Genomic DNA, 24,954 nt, shown 5'->3' on the forward strand with positions numbered 1-24,954 from the left:
TCTCCTCACCGCTCGCCCTGGGCGCCGAACGCGACCTGCTCGATCTCCAGCAGGACCTTCTGCTCGACGAGATCCGCCAGCGCGGCGACCGTCTGCCGGGTCAGCACTTCCCGCGGCGAGATGACGACGTCGAAGGCCGCCTTGGCCTGGGACGCGACCAGCAGGCTGCGTACCGAGTCGCCGCCGAGCGCGAAGAAGTTGTCCTCGGCGCCGACCTGCTCCAGTTCGAGCACCTCGGCCCAGATGCCCGCCAACGCCCGTTCGGTGTCCGTCCGGGGTGCGACGTACTCGGCGTCGTACCCGGCGTCGGGATCCGGCAGCGCGTTGCGGTCCACTTTCCCGTTGGCGTTCAACGGCACCTCGTCGATGGTCACGAACGCCGCCGGCACCATGTAGTCCGGCAACCAGCGCGTGACCCAGGCACGCAACTCGTCAGCCACGAGAGCCTTGTCGACTGGCACGACGTAGGCCACCAAGCGCTTGTGTCCCGGTTTGTCCTCCCTGGCCAGCACCGACGCGGCCCGGACGTCGGTGTGGTCCTCCAGGACCGCCTCGATCTCACTCGGCTCGATCCGGAAGCCGCGGATCTTGACCTGGTCGTCGATCCGGCCGAGGATCTCCAGCGCGCCGTCGGACCGCCATCTGACCAGGTCGCCGGTGCGGTACATCCGCCCCTCCCCGAACGGATTGGCGACGAACCGTGCCGCGGTCAGTCCCGGACTGCCGACGTACCCACGGGCCAGCCCGGCGCCGGCGATGAACAGCTCCCCTGTCACTCCCCGCGGAACCGGCCGCAGCGCCGCGTCGAGCACATAGGTGCGCATGTTGTCCAACGGTCGGCCGATGGGTACTACATCCGGCACCGCGTCGACCATGGGGAACGTGGTGGCGAACGTGGTGGTCTCCGTGGGGCCGTAGACGTCGACCACGACCAGACCCGGGCACGCGCTCAGGACCTGCCGCAACGCCGCCGCGGGGACCATCTCCCCGCCGGTCCAGACCTCTCGGGCGCCGGCGAAGCTGTCCGGCGCGGCCTGGGCGACGGCCCGGAAGAGACCGGTCGTCAGGAAGATCGCGGTCACGCCGCGCTCCCGGATCATCCGCCGGACCAGGTCCGCGTCCACGTCCCCGGGTGGCGCCACCACAACTTGACCGCCGGTCAACAACGGCATCCACAACTCGTACGTCGAGGCGTCGAACGCCAGCGGCGAGTGCAGCATCACGCGCTCGTGCGCCTGGAACGACCGGTCGAACGCCAGCGCGACCACGTCCCGGTGCCGCGCCGCGACACCCTTCGGGGCGCCGGTCGACCCGGAGGTGTAGACGATATAGGCCACGTTGTCGGGATGTACCGTGATGCCCGGCGGTTCGGCGGACTCATTGTCCGTTGAATCTGTGTCGACGACCACGATCGGGCCACTGTGGATCAGCGACCCCATCCGCTGCCACGCCTGGTCCGTGAGTATGACCGACACGTCGGCCGTCAGCTGCCGCAGCCGCTCCAGCGGGGCGCGCACGTCCAGCGGCACGTAAGTCCCGCCGGACTTGGCGACCGCGAGTTCGGCCACCGCGACGGCGACCGAACGGTCCATCAGCATCCCGACCGGCTGTTCGACGGTCACGCCGAGCCGGACCAGCCGATGGGCCAACTGGTTCGCTCGCGCGTCCAACTCCGCGTAGGTCAGCTTCTCCTCGTCGGACACGACAGCGGTGGCGTCCGGTGTCCGCCGCACCTGCCTGGCGAACATCTCCGGAACCGTGCCAAGCGGGAGGTCCGTGTCCGTGTCGTTCCACGCCCGCAGCACTTGATGGAGTTCCACATCGGACACCAGGTCGATCCGCGCCAGTGGCACAGTCGGGTGCTCGCCGATGAGGTCGAGCGCGCGGACGAGGTGTCCGACGAGCTGCTGGATCGTGGACTCGTCGAACAGCGTGGGGTCGTAGCCGATGTCGACGGACAACCGGTCGCCTGGGCTCGCCGCGATGCTCAACGGATAGTTGGGCATGCCGGCCGCGGCGAGGTCACGGAGGGTCAGACCGTACGTCCGGGCGGACTCGTCATCGATCGGGAACTTCTCGAAGACCACGATGCTGTCGAACAAACCCGCCCCCGCCGGCACGTCACTCAACGCCTGAAGTTTCGTCAGCGGCAGGAAGTCGTACCGTCGCGCCTCCGCCTGAGCGGTCTGCAACGCTCGTAGCCATTCGGATACCGTCGCGGCACTGTCCACTTCGGTCCGGACCGGCAGGGTGTTGATGAAGATGCCGGTGATGTCGTCCACACCGGACAGTTCGACCGGGCGGCCGGAGACCGTCGATCCGAAACAGACGTCCCGCCGACCGCTGTGCAGGGACAGCACCAGCGCCCACGCACCCTGCAGAATCGTGTTCATGGTGAGCCCGTGTCGCCGGGCGACCTCGTCCAGCCGGTCGGACGCCACCTTCACGGTCAGCCACGCGGCCGAGCGCGCGGCATGCGACGGCTCCGGTTGCCGGTCGTAAGGCAGAGGTGTGGGCGAGTCCATGCCAGCGAGGACGGACCGCCAGTACTGTTCAGCATCCCGCTCGTCCCGCCCGGCGAGCCACGCGAGGTAGTCCCGGAACGGCCGTCGAGCCGGCAGGTCCGGCTGCCGGCCGGCGGCCAGCGCGGAGTGCGCGGCGAAGACGTCGGACAGGACCTGGAACACGCTCCACCCGTCCAACAACAGGTGGTGGAACGTCCAGATCACGCGTACTTCGTTCGCCGACAGCCGCGCCAGAACGAGTCGCGCCAGCGGCGCGGTGGTCAGGTCCAGGGCGTTCGCGCGGTCGGTCTCGAGTAGCGTGTCCAACTCCGCTCGGCGCCGCGACTCGGCCAGGCCCGTCCAGTCCAGCTCGCGGATCGGCAAGGTCGCTTGACGTTCCACGGCCTGCAACGGCGCGCTTTCCCAGACCACCCGGCTGCGGAGCACTGGTGTCCGGTCGACCACGTACTGCCAGGCCGCCCCGAACGTCCCGAGATCGGGCACGCCGTCCAGCACGAACGTGACCTGCTCGTGGTACACGCCCTGGTCGCCTTGGGACAAGGCGTGGAACACCATGCCCGCCTGCATCGGCGTCAGCGGGTAGACGTCCTCTGCGCTGGAAAGTCTGTCCACAATGGTCTGATCGACGAGGACGATGTCGTCGCTGGTCACGGTGGGCGCCGTCGCGGTGGCGGTGGCCGCCAGCGACGCGATGGTCGAGTGGTGGAACAGGTCACGGGGCATCAGCCCGAGACCGGCCCGGCGAGCGCGGGACGCCACCCGGATCGCCACGATCGAGTCGCCACCCAGCCCGAAGAAGTCGTCGTCGACACCGATCCGGTCCACCCCAAGCACTTCCGCCCAGATGTCCGCCAGCACGCGTTCGGTAGCCGTCTGTGGCGGCACGTGGCCCGACGTCGGTTCGGCCGCCGGTGCGGGCAAGGCCCGCCGGTCCACCTTGCCGTTGGGGTCCAGCGGCAGCTCGTCCAGGACGACCACGGCCGACGGCACCATGTACTCCGGCAGCACCACCGCGGTGTGTCGGTGCACGTCCGCGGGACTCAAACTCCGGCCCGGAACTGCTACCGCGTAGGCCACCAACCGCTTCGAACCGGAGTGTTCCGTGCGGGCCTGCACCACGACCGAGGCGACGTCAGGATGCGTCGCCACCACGGATTCGACCTCACCCAGCTCGATCCGGAAGCCGCGGATCTTGACTTGGTCGTCGCTCCGGCCCACGAACTCGAGTACCCCGTCCGAGCGCCACCGCACGGTGTCCCCGGTGCGGTACATCCGGTCACCGGGCGGCCCGAACGGGTCGGCCAGGAATCGCTCGGCGGTCAACCCCGGGCGGTTCAGGTACCCCCGAGCCAGGCCGGCACCCGCGAGGCACAGTTCCCCGGGCACTCCGACCGGCACGGGCCGCAGCGCCGAGTCGACAACGTAAGCGCGTATGTTGTCCAACGGTCGACCGATGGGAACCACGTCAGGAATCGTGTCGGCCATCGGGTACCTGGTCGCGAAGGTGGTCGTCTCCGTGGGGCCGTAGACGTCGACCGCCACCAGGCCTGGACACGCGTGCAGCACCTGCCGCAACGCAGCCGCCGGAACGATCTCCCCGCCGGTCCAGACCTCGCGCATACCGGCGAACGCATCGGGCGCTTCCTGGGCGATGGCCCGGAACAGGCCTGTTGTCAGGAACATGGCCGTCACGCCGTACTCGCGGATCATCCGGCGCAGGACATCGGCGTCCACGTCACCTGGCGGGGCCACGACAACCTGCCCGCCGGTCAGCAGCGGCATCCACATCTCGTACGTCGAAGCGTCGAACGCCGAGGGAGAGTGCAACAGGACGCGCTCGTGCGACCGGAAACCCTGGTCGAAGGCCAGTGCGACGACGTCACGATGGCGGACCGCGACTCCCTTCGGCGTCCCGGTCGACCCGGACGTGTACATCACGTACGCCAGGTTGTCCGGATGGACGTCGACAGCGGGCGCCTCATCCAGTGGCTCGTCGATGTCCACGACCACAATCGGTCCACTGTGGATCTCGCAGGCCGTGTCCACCCAGGCCCGATCCGTGACCAGCACCTGTGTTCCGGCGAGAATCAGCCGCATCCGATCGGCCGGCGCGCGACTGTCCACAGGAACGTACGCCCCGCCGGCTTTGACCACGGCGAGTTCGGCCACGACGAGCTCCACCGAACGGTCCATCAGCAGCCCCACCGGCTGCTCGGCCCGGACGCCCAACCGCGTCAACCGACAGGCCAGGCGGTTCGACTGGCCGTCCAGGTCCGCGTAGCTGAGTGACATCCCGTCGGCCGCGACGGCGGTGGCTTCGGGTGTCCGGCGCGCCTGCTCGGCGAACAACTCCGGCAAGGTGCCCGACGGCGTTTCGCGCTTGGTGTCGTTCCAAGCGACCAGAATCTGGTCGCGTTCCTGGTCGTTCAGTGGCACGAGCTCACGCAGGCTTCGGTCCGGACGGGCGACGATCCCGGCCAGCAGCGTCCGCAGATGACCGGCCATACGCTCCACAGTGGACGTGTCGAACAGGGCCGGGTCGTAGCCGAACTCAATCGACAATCGCTGTCCCGGGCTGGCCACGACGGCGAGCGGGTAGTTCGTCGTTTCCACTGCGGTCAGGTCACGGACAGGCAGCTGTCGCGCGACAGCGACGGGGTAGTTCTCGAACACCAGGATGCTGTCGAACAACCCGGTCCCCGCCTGAAGGCGGGCCAGCGGCAGGTGTTCGAACCGCCGCGAGTCCGACTGGACGGCTTGCAGCCGCCGCAACCAGTCCACAATGGTCGACTCGTCGTCCACGGACACCCGCAACGGTACGGTGTTGATGAACACGCCGGTGATGGCGTCCACTCCGGACAAGTCAGCGGGCCGACCGGACACCGTCACGCCGAAACAGACATCCCGGTGGCCGCTGTAACGCGACAGCAGCAAGGCCCAAGCCCCTTGCAGAACCGTGTTCGTGGTCAGGCCGTTCTGCCTGGCCCACGTGCGGAGCTGTTCGACCTCCAGGTCGACTACGATCCGTTGGGACGAGCTTGCCGTGTGTGCCCGCGTCGGCGCGCGGTCGTAGAGCAGCGGGGTGGGAACCAGGTCGGCGAGCATCGCCCGCCAGTACTCCTCGGCTGCCTGGTCGTCCTGTGCGGCCAGCCATTCGACGTAGTCCCGGAAAGGACGGCGGTTCGGCGGCTCCTGTCTCGTGTATACAGCATACACATCGGCCAGGATCTGGAATACACTCCACCCGTCCAACAGCAGGTGGTGGAACGTCCACAGCAACTGCACGGCATCACCGGACAGCCGCGCCAGCGTGACCCGTGACAGCGGCGCGGTGGTGAGGTCGATCCCCCGGGCCCGGTCGGCGGCGAGCAACTGCCGAAGTTCGTCCTCTCTGGACAGCCCACTCCAGTCCAGGTACGCGACCGGCAGCGGCACGCTTTCGCATACGACCTGGAGCGGCTCGTCAACGCCTTCCCAGATCACCTGGCTACGCAGCACGGGTGTCCGATCCACCACTTCCTGCCAGGCTCGGCCGAGCGCGGCGAGGTCGGCGACCCCGTCCAGGACGAACGCGACCTGCTCCAGGTACACGCCCTGATCGCCTTGGGACAGCCCGTGGAACACCATCCCGGCCTGCATCGGCGTGAGCGGATAGATGTCCGCCACCGACCGGCCGTCGCCCACCAGTCTGTCCACAGTGGTCTGGTCAAGCCGGGCGAGCGGGAAGTCCGAAGGAGTACGGCCACCGACGCCGGGCTGACGGCAGTGTCGAATGATCGCGTGCAGGGCCGCGAGCATCTCGTCGGCCAGTCGTCGAACGGTGTCCGGGCGGTGTCTCTGGTCGGAGTAGAACCACGTGAACTCCAGGCAGTCGCCGTCCACCCGGCCGACCACTTCCAGCAGGTGTGGCCGCGTCGCCTCGGGGTCCGCGGTCAACTCCAAACCGCCGGATACCGCCTGGATCAGGCCGTCGCCGGACGGCCAGTCGAACTGCCCAAGATAGTTGAAGGCAACCGGTGGTTCGCCGGCGAGCGTCGATCCCGTCAGGTAGCGCAGGGCGCCGTAGCCGACGCCTTTGCGCGGCACCGCGTGCAGCTGTTCCTTGACCGACTTCAACACCACGTCCCAGTCCCCGTCCGGAACGTCCAGCACGACCGGGAACTTCGCGGTGAACCAGCCGACTGCGCGGGAGATGTCCACGCCGTCAAGGAGTTCTTCCCTGCCGTGACCTTCCACGTCGATCGGCACTCGGCCGAGCGCCCGGCCCAGTGCGGCCAGGAGCACGTCGTTCACCTGCGTGCGGTAGACCCCGGGGACGTCCCGCAACAGTGCCGTGGTCTCGTCGCGGCCGAGCTGGACGGTGACCGAACGCGTTGAGGCCACCGTGTTGGGGCCGGCGCTGTCCTCGGGGAGCGTCGAATGGTCGTCCGGCCTGGTCGTCCAGTAGTCGAGCTCGTCGTCGAACCCGCCGGACCGGGCATGGTCGACCAACCGACGGGCCCAGTCCCGGAACGAGGTCGACTTGGAACCGAGAGCATTGCTCTCGCCTCGGGTCAGTTGCCGGTACGCCCGGTCGAGATCTTCCAGCAGGATCCGCCACGACACCCCGTCGACCACCAGGTGGTGCACGGACAACCGCAGGCGTTGGCCATCCCGGACCGCCTCGATCAACGGCCCGTGGCCCAACCCGTCGCCGTGTACCGCGTCTACCGGGTCGTTGTACTGTCGCCAACCGTCTTCAGTATGTTCGAACCGCATCCGCAAGGCATCGTGGTGCTCGACCACGGCCGCCAGAGCAGCGAGCAGGGTCGTCTCGTCGACGCCGTCGGCCAGGCCCACGACGATGGACTGGGTGAACCGCTCGGGCCGCACGGTCTGGGTCTCGAAGAACCAGTGCTGGATCGGGGTCAACGGCACCGGACCGCTGACAGGTCCCTGGTCAGTCGCCTGCGCCGCAGTCACATACGGGGCGAGCGACGCGATCGTCTGGTGTAGGAACACGTCCTTGGACGTCGTGTGCAGGCCGGCCCGGCGGGCTCTGGCCACCATCTGCAGGCAGACGATGGAGTCCCCGCCCAGCGCGAAGAAGTTGTCCTCGATTCCAACCTCGGTATCGAGCACCTCGCCCCAGATCCGGACCAGTGTCCGTTCGAGGTCCGTCCTGGCCGGTACATGGTAGACAGTATTCACCTCGGGCGCCGGCAAGGCGCTCACGTCGATCTTTCCGTTGGGGCTCAACGGCAACGCGTCGACCGCGACGAACCGAGAAGGCACCATGTAGTCGGGCAACGTCCGCGCGACGAAGTTATGCAATGCACTTGTGTCTACAGTATATGGTAGAATGTACGCCACGAGACCGCTTCCACGAGCGACCACCACGGCTTGTGTGACGTCGTGGTGCCGGAGCAGCGTCGCTTCGACCTCGCCGGGTTCGACCCGGAAGCCGCGGATCTTCACCTGGTCGTCGGCCCGGCCGACAAAGACCAACTCCCCCGCGGCGGTCCAGCGCACCACGTCACCTGTGCGGTACATCCGTTCCCCGGCCGGCCCGAACGGGTCGGCCACGAACCGTTCGGCGGTCAACCCAGGCCGGTTCAGGTAACCACGGGCCACCCCAGCCCCCGCGATGAACAACTCGCCGGCCACCCCCACCGGGACCGGCTGCAGGCACCCGTCCACCACATAGACCCGCACACCGCTCAGTGGACGTCCGATCGGGACGACATCGGGTACATCGGCGGGCGCGGACATAGCGTGTCGGGTGGCGAACGTGGTGGTCTCCGTCGGGCCGTAGCCGTCGACCACGACCACGCCGGGGCACGCCGCAAGCACCCGCCGGACCGCGCCGGCCGGCACAGCCTCCCCGCCAGTCCATATTTCGCGCAACCCGGCCAGGCTCTCAGGCGATTCTCCCGCGATCATCCGGAACAGCCCGGCGGTCAACCACAATCCGGTCAGGCCGTGGTCGACGACCATCCGCCGGACCACGTCGGCGTCCACGTCACCAGGCGGAGCCACGATCACCTGGCCGCCGTTCAGGAGCGGAACCCACAACTCGTACGTCGACGCGTCGAACGCCTGCGGCGAGTGGAACAGCACCCGTTCGTGCCCACCGTCACGGAAGACAGGATCCAACGCCAACGCGGCGACATCGCGATGGCTGACCGCCACGGCCTTCGGCACACCGGTCGACCCCGACGTGAACATGACGTACGCGAGGGCGTCCGGACGCACGCCAAGCCTGACAGGTTCCTCCTGTGTCGTCGAATCCACGACAACGCAATGACCACCGTGGACCATGCGGGCGATTGGTTCGAGCGAGAGGTCGGTCAACAGCACCGACACGCCCGCATCCACCAGCAGCATCCGGAGGCGTTCGGGCGGCATCCGGACATCCAGGGGGACGTAAGCCCCGCCCGCCTTCACCACAGCCAGTTCCGCGACGACGAGGTCGGCCGACCGTTCCATCAGAACACCGACAGTCCACTCAGTACAGACGCCGACCTGGATCAGTCGCTGGGCCAAGCTGTTGGTACGGGCGTCCAGCTCCGCGTAACTCATGGACGAGTCGCCGAAGACCACGGCCGTCGCCCGCGGTGTCCGACGCACCTGCTCGGTGAACAAGTCCGGCAGCGCCTTGTCCGGCACGTTGGACGCGGTGCCGTTCCACTCCGTCAGCACCTGCCGCCGCTCCGGCTCGGTCAACAGCGGAAGCCCGCCCACGACCTGGTCCGGATCCGCCGCGATGCTGGCCAGCAGCACCTCCAGGTGCTCCCCCAGCCGCTCGATCGTGGTCCGCTCGAACAGGTCGGTGTTGTACTCGAACGACACGGTGAACGAGTCGTCGTACGGCCAGAACTCCACGAGTAGGTCGAACCGCGCGGCCAGGCGAGGCACGTCGTACTCGTCGATCCGCAGTCCTTCGACGACACGCGGAGCGACCAGGGCGTTCTGCATCACCACCACGGCCTGGACCAGCGGTGCCCGGCTGGGGTCGCGGTCGAGTCGCAGGGCGTCGACCACCCGGTCGAACGGCACCTCGTCGTTGGCGAACGCCTCCAGGACCGTTTCCCGCACCCGGGCGAGGAAATCCGGGAAGCGCAACGCCGGGTCCACCTGTGACCGCAGGACCAAGGTGTTGACGAAGAACCCGGCGACAGACTCCAGATCGTGGTGACCGCGGCCGGAGGTGACTGTGCCGAGCGCGATGTCACGTTGGTCGGCGTACCGGGACAGCAGTAGCTTCACCGCGGCCGTCAACGTCATGAACGGAGTAGCACCGTTGGCCTGTCCCACCTTCGCCAGCTCAGCGACCACTGTGGACGGTAGCTGACGGCGGTGAACGGCGCCCGACGAGGTACGTACCGGTGGCCGGGGCCGGTCGGTCGGCATTTCCAGCGGAACCAGGCCCGCCAGGCACTCAGTCCAGTACTCCAGTTGTTCGCCCACCGCACGGTTTCGCTCCCACAAAGCGAAATCCGCATACTGGACAGGTGGAAGCGGCAACTGTGGTTCCTCGCCGCTCAGTGCGGCCGTGTACAGGGTGATCAACTCGTCGACCAGTATCTGGACCGACCAGCCGTCGGTGATGATGTGGTGCTGGCTGACCACCAGGACATGCTCGGTCTCGGCCAGCCTGACCAGGGTCGCCCGGACCAACGGGCCGTGTTCGAGGTCGAACGGAGTGGCCGCGTCCGCACGTGCCGCCTCGTCCAAAGCTCGATCCTTGTCGGACAGATGAGAGACGTCGACCACCCGGAGAGGCAGCGAGCCCGTCGCGTGGATCACCTGCGTTCCCTGGCCGTCCACCGACTCGAACGTAGTGCGCAGCGATTCGTGCCGGGCGACCAGGGTGTTCAGTGCGGTCCCCAGTGCGCTCAGGTTCAGTTCCCCGGACATCCGGATGCCCACCCCGGTGTGGAACTCGATCCCGCCGGGCGCGAAGTCGTCCAGGAACCACAGTCGCCGCTGGGCGAACGACATCGGGACGACGTTTCCCCGCGCGGTAACCGGGATCCGGTCGGCGTTCCCACCGGTCGGCTCCGGTAGGAGTGCAGCCAGCCCGGCCACAGTCCCAGTGTCGAACACCGCGCGCACCGACAGATCCGTACCGAACAACGCACGGATCCGTGAAACGATCCGGATCCCGACGATCGAGTCGCCACCCAGTTCGACGAAGTCGTCCGCCACACCGACCCGGTCGACGCCGAGCACGTCGGCCCAGATCTGCGCGACCAGCCGCTCGGACTCGGTGCGTGGCGCCACGGAATGCCCGTTCGACAGCTGCGTCCAGTCCGGTTCGGGCAACGCCCGCTGGTCCAGCTTTCCGTTACGGTCCAAGGGAAGCGTGGCCAGTTCACCGAACGCGGACGGCACCATGTAGTCCGGCAGCGACTGGCCCAGCCGCGCCCGCAGCTCGCCGGGCTTCGGCATCGGGTCGCCGTCCGCCGGCACCACGTAAGCCACCAGCCGCTTGCGGCCACTCGGGTCCTCGCGGGCGACGACGGCGGCATGGGTGACCTTCGGATGCGTCGCCAGCGTCGCCTCGATCTCGCTCGGCTCGACCCGGAAACCCCGGATCTTCACCTGGTTGTCCGCCCGGCCACTGAACTGCAGGTCGCCGTCCGCGGTCCACCGCACCAGGTCGCCGGTGCGGTACATCCGAGAGCCCGGCGGCCCCGACGGATCGGCCAGAAACCGCTCGGCCGTCATGCCCGGCCGGTTCAGATATCCCCTGGCCACGCCCGCGCCCGCGATGTACAGCTCACCGTCGGCACCCGTGGGCACCGGTCGCAGGTCGTGGTCGAAGACGTACGCCCGGGTGCCGTCCAGCGGCTTGCCGATCGGCAGCACGTCCGGCACCTGCTCAACCGACGGCATGGGATGGCAGGTCGCGAACGTAGTGGTCTCGGTCGGTCCGTACACGTCCACCGCCACCAGCCCCGGGCAGGCGTTCATCACCCGGCGGACGGCGGCGGCGGGCACGACCTCACCACCGGTCCATAACTCGTGCGCCCCACCGAATGACTCCGGTGCCTCCTCGGCGATCAGCCGGAACAGCCCTGTGGTCAGGAAAACCGCTGTCACGCCGTGGTCGCGGATGACCCGGCGCAGCACGTCGGCGCCCAGGTGACCGGGCGGGGCGATGACGACCTGGCCACCGCTCAGCAGCGGAACCCACAGCTCGTAGGTCGACGCGTCGAACGCCAACGGAGAATGCAGCAACACCCGCTCGTGCGCGCCGCTGCGGAATCGACGGTCGCACACCAGGGCCACGACGTCCTTGTGCCGGGCGGCGACACCTTTCGGTATGCCAGTCGAGCCCGACGTGTACATAACGTATGCCAACTGGTCTGGATAGGTGTGAACGTCCGGCGCCGCCGGCGGCTCGGGCGGAAGCGCCACACCGTCCACAGTGACCGTCACCCCGCCGTGGATCGCCTCGGCCGCCGTGCGCCACGCCTGGTCCGTCAGCAGCACCGCCACTTCGGCCTCGGCCAGCACCATCCACATCCGCTCGGCGGGCGCGCGCACGTCGAGCGGAACGTACGCCGCGCCCGCCTTGAGGCAGGCGAGCTCGGCCACGACGGCATCGGTCGACCGGTCCATCAGCACGCCCACCCGGTCCTCGGCACGGACACCGAGCCGGACCAGGTGATGGGCCACCTGGTTGGCCTGCGCTTCCAGCTGTGCGTACGTCAGCACCACGTCGTCGGAGATCACTGCCGGCGCCGCCGGCGTTCGCCGTGCCTGTTCGCGGAACAACACCGCGACCGTGTCGGCCGTGCTCGGCGCGAATGAGTTCCCACCGTCAGACACCATTGGACACAGACCTTTCAGGACCCCATGCCGGGTAATGCGCGTCCGTTCGCCAGGCCAAGCGACCGCCGACCTGAATTCGATCCACCCGTCCCCCACCCGGCTCGCACAGGAACCGTCCCACATGAACGGAGACGCCGGTGACCAACTCTCGCATGACAAAACGGAGATCGTCGTAAAGCGTCAGCTCCGCGAATGGCTCACCATCGACGACGAGGCGCAGCGTGTCGTCTTTACCAGCAATTATCGAGTAGTTGGTGTCCCCGTTGACATAATCGCCCAGACAGTCGATCGGGAGCGCCGTCGACGGCCGCACGTCCTCGGTCGCGACGTAGTCCCCGACATCGACGCCGGCCTCGCGCAAATCCGCGACGAGATCCCGCCACATGGCGAATCCCGTATTCGCGTTCGTCGTCAACGCGACCACCGTGGCATTGGCCGGGTCAATGCGCAGGTGGCTCGACGTGCCCTCGGTATTGCCGTCGTGGCCCCACCAGTCGCCGCCCTCGCCACGGAACAACGCCAGGCCCAGGCCCCACCCGTCGGCCAGGCCGAACGGCTCGGCCTCCGGCACCGCGGCCCGCATCTCGGCGAGCCCGGCCGGGTCGGGCAAGGTGGGCGACGACCCGCCGCCTAGGTGCATCCGGCCGAACGACACCAGGTCCGTCGCGCTCATCGCCAGGCCGCCGGCCGGCGCCTCGGCCGCCGTCATGGTCTGCTCCACCGCCCGCGTCCGGTCGAGCACCAGGTTCACCGAATGTCCGCTGACGATCGGCTCCGCCGGCCGCGGCCCCGCGACGAACGCGGCCGGAATACCCAGCGGGCGCAACAGAACCGCGTCGACCGCCTCCCACCAGGTCATCCCGGTCACGCGCTCGATCAGGTAGCCGACCAGGACGTAGCCGACACTCGAGTACGAGAAGCCGGCACCCGGCCGCTGCACCTCCGACAGGCCGTGGCAGCAGTCGAGCACGTAGCTGCGGGGCGTCACCGCCGGCACCTCGTCGTCGGGCAGGCCGCCGGTGTGGCTGAGCAGGCGACGCAACGTCAGCCCGGCCTGGAAATGACCGGGCAGGCCCCGTAACTCGGGGACGTCCGCCACCACCGGGCTGTCCAGGTCGAGCTCCCCGTCCGCGACCAGGACCATGGCCACCGTCGCGGTGAACGCCTTGGTGATCGAACCGACAGGGAACTTGGAGGTCAGGGTCAAGGCGCGGCCGGCGCCCCGCTCCTCTTCGCCGAACTCGGCCGCGGTCAGCTTCCCGTCGGCGAAGATGGCGAGCTGGGTACCCGGGATTCGGTACTCGTCCACTAAACGACGCAGACCCCCGAAAATACGACTGACGTCCATTCTGCCTCTCCGTGGAGCGAGATCAACTTATCGCCTATCCAAGTCGCAGACAGCAGAACAAGAGCATCACAGAAACGTTTCACCCGCAATGCCGTGGACAGTTCTGGACGACACCGGACAGCGTTGGACGCGCTTGAAGTGCCGGAGTTCTTGTCACGAGGAGAAAGGACAGACCGGCGCTATCCGCTGGTCACAACGCAGCGAGCCGTCCGTCGTTCTGATCAAATTTTCGGGCGCCTGCCGATAGCGGTCGCCAATACCGTCCACTTGGACTATTCCCCGCATATGCTTGCCCAGGGCGCACAGCCTGGTTGTGGCTTCGTCGCTCGACGCGATGGTGTCCGGACCAGTGCTGTCGGCGGTATTCTTCGCGGATTTCAGATAGTACTGAAACACCCGAGCCACCGCGGCCCGCCGTTCGTCGGCCGTCTCGGTCTCGTGTGCCAACAAGTAGGCGTGGTGGCGCAGCAGCTCGTGCAGCCGGTATCTCCCGGCCGTCGGCTGCCGCAGCAGGTGCACGTCCAGCAACTCCTCCAAGGAGCGTTCGGCTTCGTCCCGACCGCAGCCGGCCAACGCGGCGACCACGTCGGCGCCGAACTCCTCGCCGGGAAGCATGCCGACGAGCCGGAACACCCTGCGCAGATCGGGCGAAAGATGCTGGTATGACACGGTGAACGCGGCCGCGACACCACGGTCCTCAGCGGCCATCTCACTCAGCCGCCGGCCGTTCCGCATCCGGTCGGCGAGATCGGCGACCGTCCAGACCGGGCGGGTACGCAGCCGCGAAGTCGTCAACCGGACCGCCAACGGCAAATGTCCGCACATTCGCACGACGTCCGCCACCGCGACGGGATCACGCCGGGCCCGGTCGTCGCCAAGAGCCCGGCCGAACAACGCGACAGCGTCGTTGCGGGGCAACACATCCAGCGACAACGTGTAGGCGGCGTCGAGGCCGACCAGCCGCCGCCGACTGGTCACCACCGTCAGACAACCTGCCGTACCTGGCAGTAGGTGCCGGACCTGGTTCGCGTCAGCCGCGTCGTCCAGCACGATCAGCATCCTGCGACGGGCAAGCAGGGAACGCCACAACGCGGCCTGCGGATCCACCTCGTCCGGGATCCGGTCCGCCCCGACACCCCACGCCCGCAACAACGTCGCCAGCGCGGCCGCCGGCCGCAGCGGCTCCCGGCCGGCGGTGTGCGCGTGCAGGTCGATGAACAGCTGGCCGTCCGGATACCGCGCGGCGAGCTGGTGCGCGAGGTGCACCGCCAACGCGGTCTTGCCCACCCCGGCCATCCCGTCAATGGTCAAGACCACTGCCGCGGCGCCGTGATTGTCGTTGTTCGACAACACCGACGACAGCCACTGCAGTTCTTCCACCCGGCCGGTGAAGTCCACGACGTCACTGGGCAGGTCGTTACGGCCGACACCGCACGGGCCGTCCGGCGATCTCAGCGGTACGGTAACCGGTTCAGCGTGCCGTGCCACGATGGCGATCCGCCGCCAGGCCTCCCGCCACCGTTCGACCTCGTCGTGGATCTCGCTGACCGGCCTGCCGCCGGCCTTCAGGCACGCCCCCACGAACGCTTCGACGAACTCCATCCGTGGCAGGCCCTCACCGTTGAGCACCGCGGACGTCGTACTCGACGGCAGGACGTCCACCAGCGAACCGCTCGGGGCCCTGATCTGGCCACCCAGTGCCCTCAACCGCCGCAGCGACGGCTGCCCGGCCCACAGCCGCAACCGGTTCAGCAGCCCGACGAACTCGACGACACCTTTGCTGTTCAACGGATCCGGCACGGGGGTGCCAGGCTCCTGGGCCTTCATGCCTATCTCCTGCGCACCTGGACTCCAGCGCGCGTACAACGAACCGAACTGTCAACTGTGGACGAACACCACCTGGCCGGGCACGCTCCTGACATCAGCTTCCTCTCCGCTCATGCCGGTAAGCAAGTCGTTACACAACGCCACCAACGACACCACACTTACCCAGACTCGGCCCGACCGAACCACATACTGGACCGTAGCCTCCAGACGACACAGCAACTAGGCCGACCGGCGTAACACCGCGGAGCGCGCCCCTCATTTGTCGCGGGCTCACCGGCCAGGATCATCCTACCTCGCTCGGTGAAAACGGACACACCAACTGTCGTCGGACAACCACCTCCAAACCGGAAATCGTTGGCTCACAATGACACTGATGATCTCGCACGGCCCAGGTCACATGCCATCGGCGCGGTAGCCGGCCGGCCACGACGGCACTGGCCAACCGGCCCGCTCTCCCGCCAACCGGGTCAGACGCTGGAGAAGTGGGTCGCGTCGCCGGTGACCGTGGTGCTGGCGACGCCGTCGACACTCACCGGGACGTCACCCGCGATGGTGATCCGGTGCAGGCGGCGGTGGGCGTCGTCGTAGTCGGCGACGCCGTAGTGCTGGGTGGCCCGGTTGTCCCAGATGGCCACGTCGCCGTCGGCCCACTGCCACCGCACGGTGTTCTCCAGCCGCGTCACGCGGTTCTGCAGCAGCTCGAAGATCGCGTGTGACTCGGTAGGAGTCAGGCCGACGATCCGCTTGACGAAATGGCCCAGGAGCAATGCCCGTTCACCGGTCTCCGGGTGCACGCGGACCAGCGGGTGTTCGGTCTCGTACCGCTGCGACACGAACTCGTCCCGGTAGGCCTTCTCCTGCACGTCCACCCCGCCGATCCGGGTCGAGTCGACGTGCCCGGCGTAGTCGTAGACGTTGGTGTGCACCGCCCACAACCGGTCCACCAGCGCTTTCAGCGCCTCGGGCAGGTTGTCGTACGCGAGCGCGGTGTTGGCCCACACGGTGTTTCCGCCGTAGGGCGGCAGGTCGACGGCCCGCAGGATGCTGATCGCCGGCACCCGGTCGACGAACGTGACGTCGGTGTGCCAGCTGTTGGCCTTGCCGTAGTCGGAGTCGAACGCCAGCACATTGGTGTGTTCCCGGCCCTTGACCGTCGGGTGGGCCAGGGTCGGCTCGCCGAGCAGCCGGGCGAACGCGAGCTGCCCGGTGTCGTCCAGGTGCCCCTGATCGCGGAAGAACACGACCTTGTTGGCAAGCAGCGCCGCCCTGATCGCGGCGACGGCGTCCGGCGCCAGTTCGCCGCCGAGCCGGACACGGTCGATCCGTGCGCCGATGCCCGCGCCCAGTTTGTGCACGGTGACTTCGGTGGACAGCTGTGCGGTCATCGCGGATGTCCTTTCGCGAGAAGCGGTTTCGATCAACGATGCGCGACCGGACACAGCGGGCACAACTTTCCTCGGCCGGAAAGTAAGTCGTCCCACCAGGTGGACGGGGCTCGACTTCGTTGCGCGGAGAAATTAACGAGTGGATGTCCAGGGTCGTGGACCGTCGACTCCATGATGTGGGACGCCCGGTAGGCGTGTTGACCGGGCCTGACCTGGGTGTGAGGCTCTGCGTCGTGCGCCAGTCCGCACTTTTTGGTTCCCAGCAAAGGATTCGACGTGACCAGCACCCGACGGGACTTCCTCGGCCTGACCTTCCTCGGCTTGGCGGCGGCCACCGTCGGCTGTTCGACCGCCGCCGGCGCCGGCGGTGAGACCAAGACAGTGCGCTACCAGGGCTCGGTGGGGGACGTCACCCTGCCCGAACTCGCCGCGGACCTGGGCTACCTCGGCGACCTCAAACTGGAGTGGGTCGGCAACACCATCAGCGGTCCGCAGGACATCCAGTCCGCCGCCACCGGGCAGGTGGACTTCGGCGGCGCGTTCAACGGCGCGGTGGTCAAGCTCAGGGCCGCGGGCGCGCCGATCAAGGCGGTGATCGGCTACTACGGCGCCGACGAGTTCGCCTACAACGGTTTCTACGTGACCGAGGACAGTCCGGTTAGGACAGCGCGGGACCTGTTCGGCAAGAAGGTCGGGATGAACACGCTCGGCGCGCACAGCGAGGCGATGCTCGACATCTACCTCAAGCGCGACGGCCTCACCCTCGACGAGATCAAGAAGGTGGAGCCGATCGTGGTGCCGCCGGTGAACACCGAACAGTCGTTGCGGCAGAACCAGATCGAGGTCGGTGTGCTCGGCGGTATCCTGCGCGACAAGGCGTTGGAGAAGGGCCGCATCCGCAAGCTGTTCTCCGACTACGACCTGCTCGGCGCGTTCACCGCGGGTACGTACGTGTTCACCGAGAAGTTCCTCAGGGACAACCCGAACACGGCGCGCACGTTCGTCACCGGTGTGGCGAAGGCGATCGAATGGAGCCGTATCACCCCGCGGGACCAGGTGGTCGCGCGCAAGGTCGACATCGTCAAGAAGCGCGGCCGCAACGAGGACGGGTCCGCGCTGAAGTACTGGAAGTCCAACGGTATCGCGGAGAAGGGCGGCCGGATCGTGGACAAGGAGCTCGGCCTGTGGGTCGACTGGCTGGTCGACCGCGGCGAGATCAAGCCGGGCCAGGTGCGGGCCGCGGACCTGTACACCAACGACTTCAACGACGTCGCCCGATGACCACCCAGATCAGCTTCCGTAACGTGACCAAGCGGTTCCTGGTCAAGGACCGCGAGTCCCGGCGGCGCACCGAGTTCACCGCGGTCGAGGGCGTCGACCTGGACGTCGCGCGCGGCGAGTTCGTGGTGCTGGTGGGACCGAGCGGGTGCGGCAAGTCCACTTTGCTCGACCTGCTGGGTGGGCTGACCGAGCCGACCGAGGGCGAGATCCGGTTGGACGGCGTGCCGGTCACCGGTCCCGGACTCGATCGGGGCATCGTGTTCCAGCAGTACGCGTTGCTGCCGTGGCGCACCGCGCAGGGGAATGTCGAGTTCGGACTGGAGGCGACCGGCGTACCCCGCCGGCAACGCGCCGACCGCGCCCGGGAGTTCCTGGACCTGGTGGGGCTCAAAGGTTTCGAGGAACGACACCCGCACCAGCTGTCGGGCGGCATGCGGCAGCGGGTCGCGATCGCGCGCAGCCTGGCGTACGACCCGAACGTCCTGTTGATGGACGAGCCGTTCGCCGCACTGGACGCGCAGACCCGCGAGTCCTTGCAGGACGAACTGTTGCGCATCTGGCAGCGCACCGGCAAGACCGTCGTGTTCATCACGCACGCCATCGACGAGGCCGTCTACTTGGGACAACGGGTGGCCGTGCTGACGTCGCGACCCGGCCGGGTCAAGCAGGTGGTGCCGATCGAGCTGGCCGACCGGACCAGCCAAGTGGACCTCCGGTCCAGTTCCGCGTTTGCCCGCTACCGGCACCAGATCTGGGACCTGTTGCGCGACGAGGTGTCCCGTGCCCAGCGACAGGAAAAGGAAGTGGTGGGGGCATGACCGAATTCATGGTACGGGAACGCGCGACACACCATCCCGCAACGCGCGACACACCGGCTGTTGGGGTGCACGTGGGGCGACGGGTTGGCGGGGTGCTGGTGACTGCCGCTGGGAAGGTGGTGGCTGTTGCCTTGTTGCTGGGTGTTTGGGAGGTCGCGCCGCGGCTCGGGCTGGTGGACGGGACGTTCTTGCCGCCGTTCTCGACTGTGCTCGGGGCTTGGTGGGATCTGCTTGGCAATGGACAGCTGGCCAGCAACACCGAGGCGAGCCTGGTCCGGTCGCTGGCCGGGTTCGGGCTCGCGGTGGCCGTCGCCGTTCCGCTCGGCCTGCTGATCGGCTGGTACAAACCGGTCGCCACGCTGCTCGGGCCGCTGCTCGAAGTGTTCCGCAACACCGCCGCGCTGGCGTTGCTGCCGGTGTTCGTGCTGCTGCTCGGCATCGGCGAGACGTCGAAGATCGCCATCGTGTTCTACGCCTGCACGTGGCCGATCCTGCTGAACACGATCAGCGCGGTCCGTGATGTCGACCCGACCCTGCTGCGGCTGGCCAAATCCATGGACCTGTCCGGATTCCGGCTGTTCCAGAAGGTGATCCTGCCCGCGGCCACACCCACCGTGTTCACCGGGATCCGGCTGGCCGGCGCGGTGTCCATCCTGGTGCTCGTGGCCGCCGAGATGGTCGGCGCCAAGGCCGGTCTCGGCTACCTGGTCAACGCCGCCCAGTTCAACTTCGCCATCCCGCAGATGTACGCGGGCATCATCACCATCTCCGCCATCGGCGTGCTGTTCAACCAGGCACTGGTCGCGTTGGAACGCCGGTTCACGTCATGGCGCGTGCCGGTCGGAGCCTGATGAGCGAGCTGACCATCGCGGCCTTGCCGGGCGAGCACCGACGCGGTTCGGCCGCGTCGGTGCTGTTGGGCGCCGTGCTGCGGCAGGGGCCGGTCGCCCGCAGCACCATCGCCCGGCTGACCGGGCTCAGCCCGGCCGCGGTGACCAGGCACTGCGTCGCACTCGCCGATCTCGGCCTGCTCACCGAGGTGGTCGGCCCAGTGCCGTACCAGGGCGTCGGCCGGCCGCACATCCCGCTGGACATCGACACCGGCCGGCATATTGTCGCCGGTATCCACATCGCCCATGAATACTGCACACTGGCCCTGCTGGACCTGCGCGGCCGGGTACGGGTCCAACTCCGGGTGCCGCACCAGAATCCGGACGACCCGCGACAGGTGCTGACCGACGCCGCCGACAGGTTGGTGCGACTGCACGGTGAACTGCTCCCTGGACGCATCCCGCTGGGCCTCGGCGTCGCCGCAGGCGGATGGGTCGACACCGAGCACGGCGTCCTGGTGGAGCACGCCTCGCTCGGCTGGCGCGGAGTGGCCGTGCGGGAACTGCTCACCGCGCGGACCGGCTTACCGGTCCTTGTGGACAGTCACGCGCGTGCCCTGGCCAGGGCGGAGCAACTGTTCGGCGCGGCGGGCCATCGCGAGTCCATGGTCCACCTGTTCGTCGGCAACGTCGTGGACGCCGCCATCGTCACTGGAGGCGCCACACATCGCGGGGCCCGTTCGGCGGCCGGCGAGGTGGCCCACCTGGCGCTGGGGGACGCGACGGTCCGCTGCCCGTGCGGCCGGTACGGCTGCCTGGAGGCCACTGTGTCCGACCGGGCCTGGGCCTGGCGGGCGTACCGGGCGGGTGTGATCGACCGGCCGTCCATCGCGGACCTCGGCGACGCGGCCGTCGGCGGGTCACCGGCGGCGGTCCAGCTGCTCGTCGAGCGGGCCACGCTGGTCGGCCGGGCCGCGGCGGTGCTGGTCGACATCGTCAACCCGGAGGTGCTGGTGGTCACCGAACTCGGCGTGATCCGGCTGGCCGAATGCGTCGCCGCACTGCGGGCCGAGGTCGCCGCGACGTCGCGGCTGGGCACGTCGGCCGACACGACAGTGCCGAGCAGTTTCGGTGAGGACGTCCTCGGGGTGGCCGCCGGCGCGGTGCAGCTGGACGCCATCTACACCGACCCACTGAGTATCCACAACCCGATCCGACTGGGAGTCTGAGTTGTCCGACCGCGAGCTCCACCTCAACGCGTTCCTGATGGGCGTCGGCCACCACGAGGCGGCCTGGCGACACCCGCGGACCGACCCACGGGCCGTGGACGACGTCGCGCATTTCCAGAACCTGGGCCGGATCGCCGAGCGCGGCACGTTCGACTCGGTGTTCCTCGCCGACGGGGTGCAGATCTGGGGCGACGTGCGGCACAGCATCGCCAACCGGTTCGAGCCGGTTACGCTGCTGACCGCGATCGCGCAGGCCACCGAGCACATCGGACTGATCGCGACCGCGTCGACCGGGTTCAGCGAGCCGTACAACCTGGCCCGCCTGTTCTCGTCACTCGACCACATCAGCGGCGGCCGGGCCGGCTGGAACATCGTCACCACCGCGGGCGACCGGTCGGCGCAGAACTTCAACAAGGAGGCGAACACCGAACACGCCGAACGCTACCAGCGAGCCGCCGAGTTCCTCGACGTGGTCACCGCGCTGTGGGACTCATGGGAGGACGACGCATTGGTCGTGGACGGCAAGTCCGGTGTGTTCGCGGACGAGACGAAAGTGCACGAGATCAACCACAAGGGACGGTTCTTCGCCGTGCGCGGCCCGCTGAACTCGGTGCGTAGCCCGCAGGGGCACCCCTTACTCGTGCAGGCTGGGTCCAGTGAGGACGGTAAGGAGTTCGCGGCGACGTGGGCGGAGGCCGTGTTCACCGCCCAGCAGACCCACGAAGAGGCGACAGCGTTCTACACCGACCTCAAACGCCGCGTTGTCGCAAATGGACGGTCGGCGGACAGCGTCAAAGTGCTGCCCGGGATCGTACCCGTGCTCGGCGGGACCGAGGCCGAAGCGGACCGGCTGGCCGACGAGCTGACCGAGTTGATCGTCCCGGTGCGTGCGGTGCGGCAGCTGAGCGAGCTGATCGGCGTCGACCTGACCGGCCACCCGCTGGACGAACCGGTTCCCGCGCTGCCGCCGGTCACCCGCATCAACGGCGCCAAGAGCCGGTTCGAACTGGTTCGCGACCTGGCCGAGCGAGAGAAACTCACGCTGCGCCAACTCATCGGCCGGCTCGGCGGCGGTCGCGGGCACCAGGTGGTGGCGGGCACGCCCGAGCAGATCGCCGACCACATCGAGCTGTGGTTCACCACCGGCGCGGCGGACGGGTTCAACGTGATGGCGCCGCTCCTGCCGTCCGGCCTGGCGGAGTTCGTCGACCACGTGGTCCCGTTGCTGCGCAGGCGAAACCTGTTCCGCTCCGAGTACACCGGCCGGACCCTGCGCGACCACTATGGCCTGCCGCGACCGGTTAACCGCTACACCGAGGCGTCCTTGACGCGAGCCTAGAGCAGGTCCGCGGCGATGGCGGCCGCGGTTTCGGACAAGGCGGAGACCCAGGTCGGCAGGAGGTCACGGGAGAACCGGACGGACGGCATGGCGATCGAGAGCGCGGCCGTCGGCGTGGCAGCGGGCCAGGGAATCGCGACACCGACGGCGGTGAGGCCGGTCTCAGTGAGCTGGTCGTTGATCGCGAATCCACGCTTGCGGACGAGGCTCAGTTCGCGGCGCAGGCGTGCCATGTCGTCCGGCGGCAGGTGTTCGGCCAGTTGATCCCGGGGCAGCGCGGCCAGCAGGGTCTTGCCGCCGGAGGCCAGATGCGCGGGCAGCGTCCGGCCGCTGCGGTCGCCGACCCGGAGCACCTGGTCGCACTCCACGGTCACGACGAACCGGGCATGGTTGCCGGCGAGGATGACCAGGTTCGCCGTTTCCTGGAGGTCGGCGACCAGCGCGCGCATGTGCGGAAGCGCGGCCCGGCGAAGCGCGGACACCGGCGCCGTGGTGGCGTCCGCGGGGCTGAGGACCGGGCCGGCCCGGTAGCGGCGGTCGGCGTCCTGCTCGGCGAAGTCGCGGTAGACCAGCATGGCCAGCAGCCGGTGCGCGGTGGACCGGGACACCCTGAGGTGCTCGGCCGCCTCCGACACGCCTAGTGGCCCCTCCTGCTGCAGTAGCGTGGCCAGACGCAACGCGTGGTCGACCGACTCCACCGCGTAGTGGGGCTTGTTCTTCATGGCAGAATCATAGGTTCTTTGGACCGGAACCACCCGGGTCGCGGGTTCGGCCTAACGTCGACGGCCATTAGGCGGCCGACTGGGTAAGGCTACCTAGGGATGCCTAAGGGTTTCTTGCTATCCCCTAGGACTTTGCCGCCATGGCGGCAGGTCTAGACAACCGACATTGTGGGTCTTTTATCCGCCCCCTGGCGATCCTAGGAGACGAGCATGCCCCCTGCCGAGAAAGACCGGCATCACCTTAGTAGACGAGGATTCCTTGGTGGCGTCACCGCGGCCGGTGCGGCCACCGCGGTATCCGCCTTTCCCGGTGCCGCGTTGGCCGACCCCCTCGCGGCCACCTCACCGCTGTTCTTCGGACGCGTCTTCCAGTTGCCGCCGTTCGCGACCGCGTCCCCCGCGTTGCAGGACGCGATGCGGGAGATCGGCAAACCCGGTGGCCTGATGGACGCGGCCGACCCGTTGCAGGAAGGCCCGGTCCGGCTGATCACCAACCCGGAGCTGTCCCCCAACAACCGCGACAACCCGTTCCACACCGCCGGCACCACGTTCTTCGGCCAGTTCATCGACCACGACTTCACGTTCGACCAGACGTCCACGCTCGGCGTGCCGACCCCACCCGAGACCACCCGCAACACCAGGAACCCCACGCTGAACCTGGACACGGTGTACGGCGGCGGTCCGGTGGGCAGCCCCGAGCTGTACGACACCGCCGACCCGGCCAAGTTCCGGGTGGAGAGCGGCGGCCAGTTCGAAGACCTGCCCCGGCGGGCCGACGGCGTGGCCATCATCGCCGACCCACGCAACGACGAGAACCTCATGATCGCCGGGCTGCATTCGGCGTTCCTGTTGTTCCACAACAAAGTGGTCAACTTCGTGCGGGCCCAGGGCACACCGTCCGCCCAGGTGTTCGCCGAGGCCCGCCGACTGGTCACCTGGCACTACCAGTGGATCATCCTGAACGACTTCCTGCCGCAGATCATCACCTTCGGCATCGTCCAGGACATCCTCAACCGCGGCCGGAAGTTCTACCGCCCGCCGGCCGGCCAGCAGTTCATGCCGGTGGAGTTCCAGGGCGCCGTCTACCGGTTCGGGCACAGCATGGTCCGCCCGTCCTACCGCGCGAACCTGGCCGGCGACGCCGGAAAACCGTTCTTCGGCTTCATCTTCGACCCGGCCGGGCTCGGCCAGGCCGACCCGGTGGACCTGCGCGGCCGAGCCCGCGCGCCCCGCCGGTTCATCGGTTGGCAGACGTTCTTCGACTTCCGCGGCAACCAGGTCACCGCCGTACGGCCGAACAAGCGGATCGACACGCACATCTCCACTCCGCTGTTCAACCTCCCGCTGGCCGCCATACCCAGCGGGGACGCGCCGACCGCACTGCCGCAACGCAACCTGCTGCGGCACATCACCTGGTCCATCCCGTCCGGCCAGGCACTGGCCGCCGCCATGGGCCAACCACCGCTCGGCCCCGAGGTCTTCCCCGAACTGCGCCAGTTCAACCTCGGCCTGGACAGCAACACCCCACTCTGGTACTACATCCTGCGCGAAGCCGACGTCATCAACGACGGCATCGCGCTGGCCGGCGTCGGCGCCCGACTGTGCGGCGAGGTGTTCATCGGCCTGCTGCAGCTCGACCCGACCTCCTACCTGTCGGTCAACCCCAACTTCCGGCCCACCCTGCCCGGCCGTACCGCCGGCGAGTTCCACATAACCGACCTGCTCACGTTCGCCGGAGTGGACCCCGCCAGCCGCGGCCAGTGACACTCCCCGAAAAGTAGGTCAGGGCCGCACTGTTCGCCACCCGCCCGCGGCGGACACCGGTTCC

Annotated in this window: 11 protein-coding genes; 6 read left to right on the forward strand and 5 right to left on the reverse strand. The window is 68.3% G+C overall.

The annotated features are described in order from the left end of the window. Positions 1-5: 5 nt before the first annotated feature. The 4 genes from EV192_RS36470 to EV192_RS36485 all read right to left on the reverse strand — a co-directional run bounded on the left by EV192_RS36470 (position 6) and on the right by EV192_RS36485 (position 16,907). Positions 6-12,344: a non-ribosomal peptide synthase/polyketide synthase gene (locus EV192_RS36470; RefSeq protein WP_481730151.1), complete on the reverse strand. Its 12,339-nt coding sequence runs from the start codon at positions 12,342-12,344 to the stop codon at positions 6-8. After that, positions 12,337-13,695 carry a serine hydrolase domain-containing protein gene (locus EV192_RS36475; protein ID WP_132123186.1) on the reverse strand — a complete coding sequence of 453 codons (1,359 nt, stop codon included), beginning with the start codon at positions 13,693-13,695 and terminating at the stop codon, positions 12,337-12,339. The genes EV192_RS36470 and EV192_RS36475 overlap by 8 nt, the downstream gene beginning before the upstream one ends. A 153-nt stretch (positions 13,696-13,848) precedes the next feature. Further along, positions 13,849-15,522, reverse strand: coding sequence for an ATP-binding protein (locus EV192_RS36480; RefSeq protein WP_132123187.1), 1,674 nt, complete (start codon positions 15,520-15,522; stop codon positions 13,849-13,851). 467 nt (positions 15,523-15,989) lie between these two features. Further along, positions 15,990-16,907, reverse strand: a complete 918-nt coding sequence (locus tag EV192_RS36485; RefSeq protein ID WP_132123188.1) for a TauD/TfdA dioxygenase family protein — start codon at positions 16,905-16,907, stop codon at positions 15,990-15,992. Positions 16,908-17,183: 276 nt separating this feature from the next. Between EV192_RS36485 and EV192_RS36490 the strand changes: the two genes are divergently transcribed. From EV192_RS36490 to EV192_RS36510, 5 genes are read left to right on the forward strand one after another with little or no spacing between them, the layout of a single operon-like run. Further along, on the forward strand, positions 17,184-18,188 hold the full coding sequence (locus tag EV192_RS36490) for an ABC transporter substrate-binding protein (protein WP_132123189.1): 1,005 nt from the start codon (positions 17,184-17,186) through the stop codon (positions 18,186-18,188). Then, the gene (locus tag EV192_RS36495) at positions 18,185-19,006 is read left to right on the forward strand and encodes an ABC transporter ATP-binding protein (RefSeq protein WP_132123190.1); all 822 of its coding nucleotides are present in this window, start codon (positions 18,185-18,187) and stop codon (positions 19,004-19,006) included. Before EV192_RS36490 ends, EV192_RS36495 begins: the two co-directional genes overlap by 4 nt. Continuing rightward, positions 19,003-19,857 carry an ABC transporter permease gene (locus EV192_RS36500; protein ID WP_243727303.1) on the forward strand — a complete coding sequence of 285 codons (855 nt, stop codon included), beginning with the start codon at positions 19,003-19,005 and terminating at the stop codon, positions 19,855-19,857. Before EV192_RS36495 ends, EV192_RS36500 begins: the two co-directional genes overlap by 4 nt. After that, the gene (locus tag EV192_RS36505; RefSeq protein WP_132123191.1) at positions 19,857-21,065 is read left to right on the forward strand and encodes an ROK family transcriptional regulator; all 1,209 of its coding nucleotides are present in this window, start codon (positions 19,857-19,859) and stop codon (positions 21,063-21,065) included. The genes EV192_RS36500 and EV192_RS36505 overlap by 1 nt, the downstream gene beginning before the upstream one ends. Position 21,066: 1 nt before the next feature. Then, entirely contained in the window at positions 21,067-22,404 is a 1,338-nt protein-coding gene (locus EV192_RS36510) for an LLM class flavin-dependent oxidoreductase (RefSeq protein ID WP_279494975.1), read from the forward strand. On the opposite strand, the gene EV192_RS36515 is transcribed toward EV192_RS36510, so the two are convergent. Then, positions 22,401-23,126, reverse strand: a complete 726-nt coding sequence (locus EV192_RS36515; RefSeq protein WP_132123192.1) for an IclR family transcriptional regulator — start codon at positions 23,124-23,126, stop codon at positions 22,401-22,403. The genes EV192_RS36510 and EV192_RS36515 overlap by 4 nt on opposite strands. A 210-nt stretch (positions 23,127-23,336) precedes the next feature. Between EV192_RS36515 and EV192_RS36520 the strand changes: the two genes are divergently transcribed. Continuing rightward, entirely contained in the window at positions 23,337-24,890 is a 1,554-nt protein-coding gene (locus tag EV192_RS36520) for a peroxidase family protein (protein ID WP_132123384.1), read from the forward strand. Positions 24,891-24,954 lie beyond the last annotated feature (64 nt).

The organism is Actinocrispum wychmicini, assembly GCF_004345645.1.
Classification (GTDB): domain Bacteria; phylum Actinomycetota; class Actinomycetes; order Mycobacteriales; family Pseudonocardiaceae; genus Kibdelosporangium; species Kibdelosporangium wychmicini.

Bases quoted from the DNA above. Each gene is read 5' to 3' on its own strand.
- EV192_RS36495 (WP_132123190.1), top strand. From the start codon at position 18,185: ATGACCACCCAGATCAGCTTCCGTAACGTGACCAAGCGGTTCCTGGTC.
- EV192_RS36520 (WP_132123384.1), top strand. From the start codon at position 23,337: ATGCCCCCTGCCGAGAAAGACCGGCATCACCTTAGTAGACGAGGATTC.
- EV192_RS36475 (WP_132123186.1), bottom strand. From the start codon at position 13,695: ATGGACGTCAGTCGTATTTTCGGGGGTCTGCGTCGTTTAGTGGACGAG.
- EV192_RS36515 (WP_132123192.1), bottom strand. From the start codon at position 23,126: ATGAAGAACAAGCCCCACTACGCGGTGGAGTCGGTCGACCACGCGTTG.
- EV192_RS36480 (WP_132123187.1), bottom strand. From the start codon at position 15,522: ATGAAGGCCCAGGAGCCTGGCACCCCCGTGCCGGATCCGTTGAACAGC.
- EV192_RS36505 (WP_132123191.1), top strand. From the start codon at position 19,857: ATGAGCGAGCTGACCATCGCGGCCTTGCCGGGCGAGCACCGACGCGGT.
- EV192_RS36485 (WP_132123188.1), bottom strand. From the start codon at position 16,907: ATGACCGCACAGCTGTCCACCGAAGTCACCGTGCACAAACTGGGCGCG.
- EV192_RS36500 (WP_243727303.1), top strand. From the start codon at position 19,003: ATGACCGAATTCATGGTACGGGAACGCGCGACACACCATCCCGCAACG.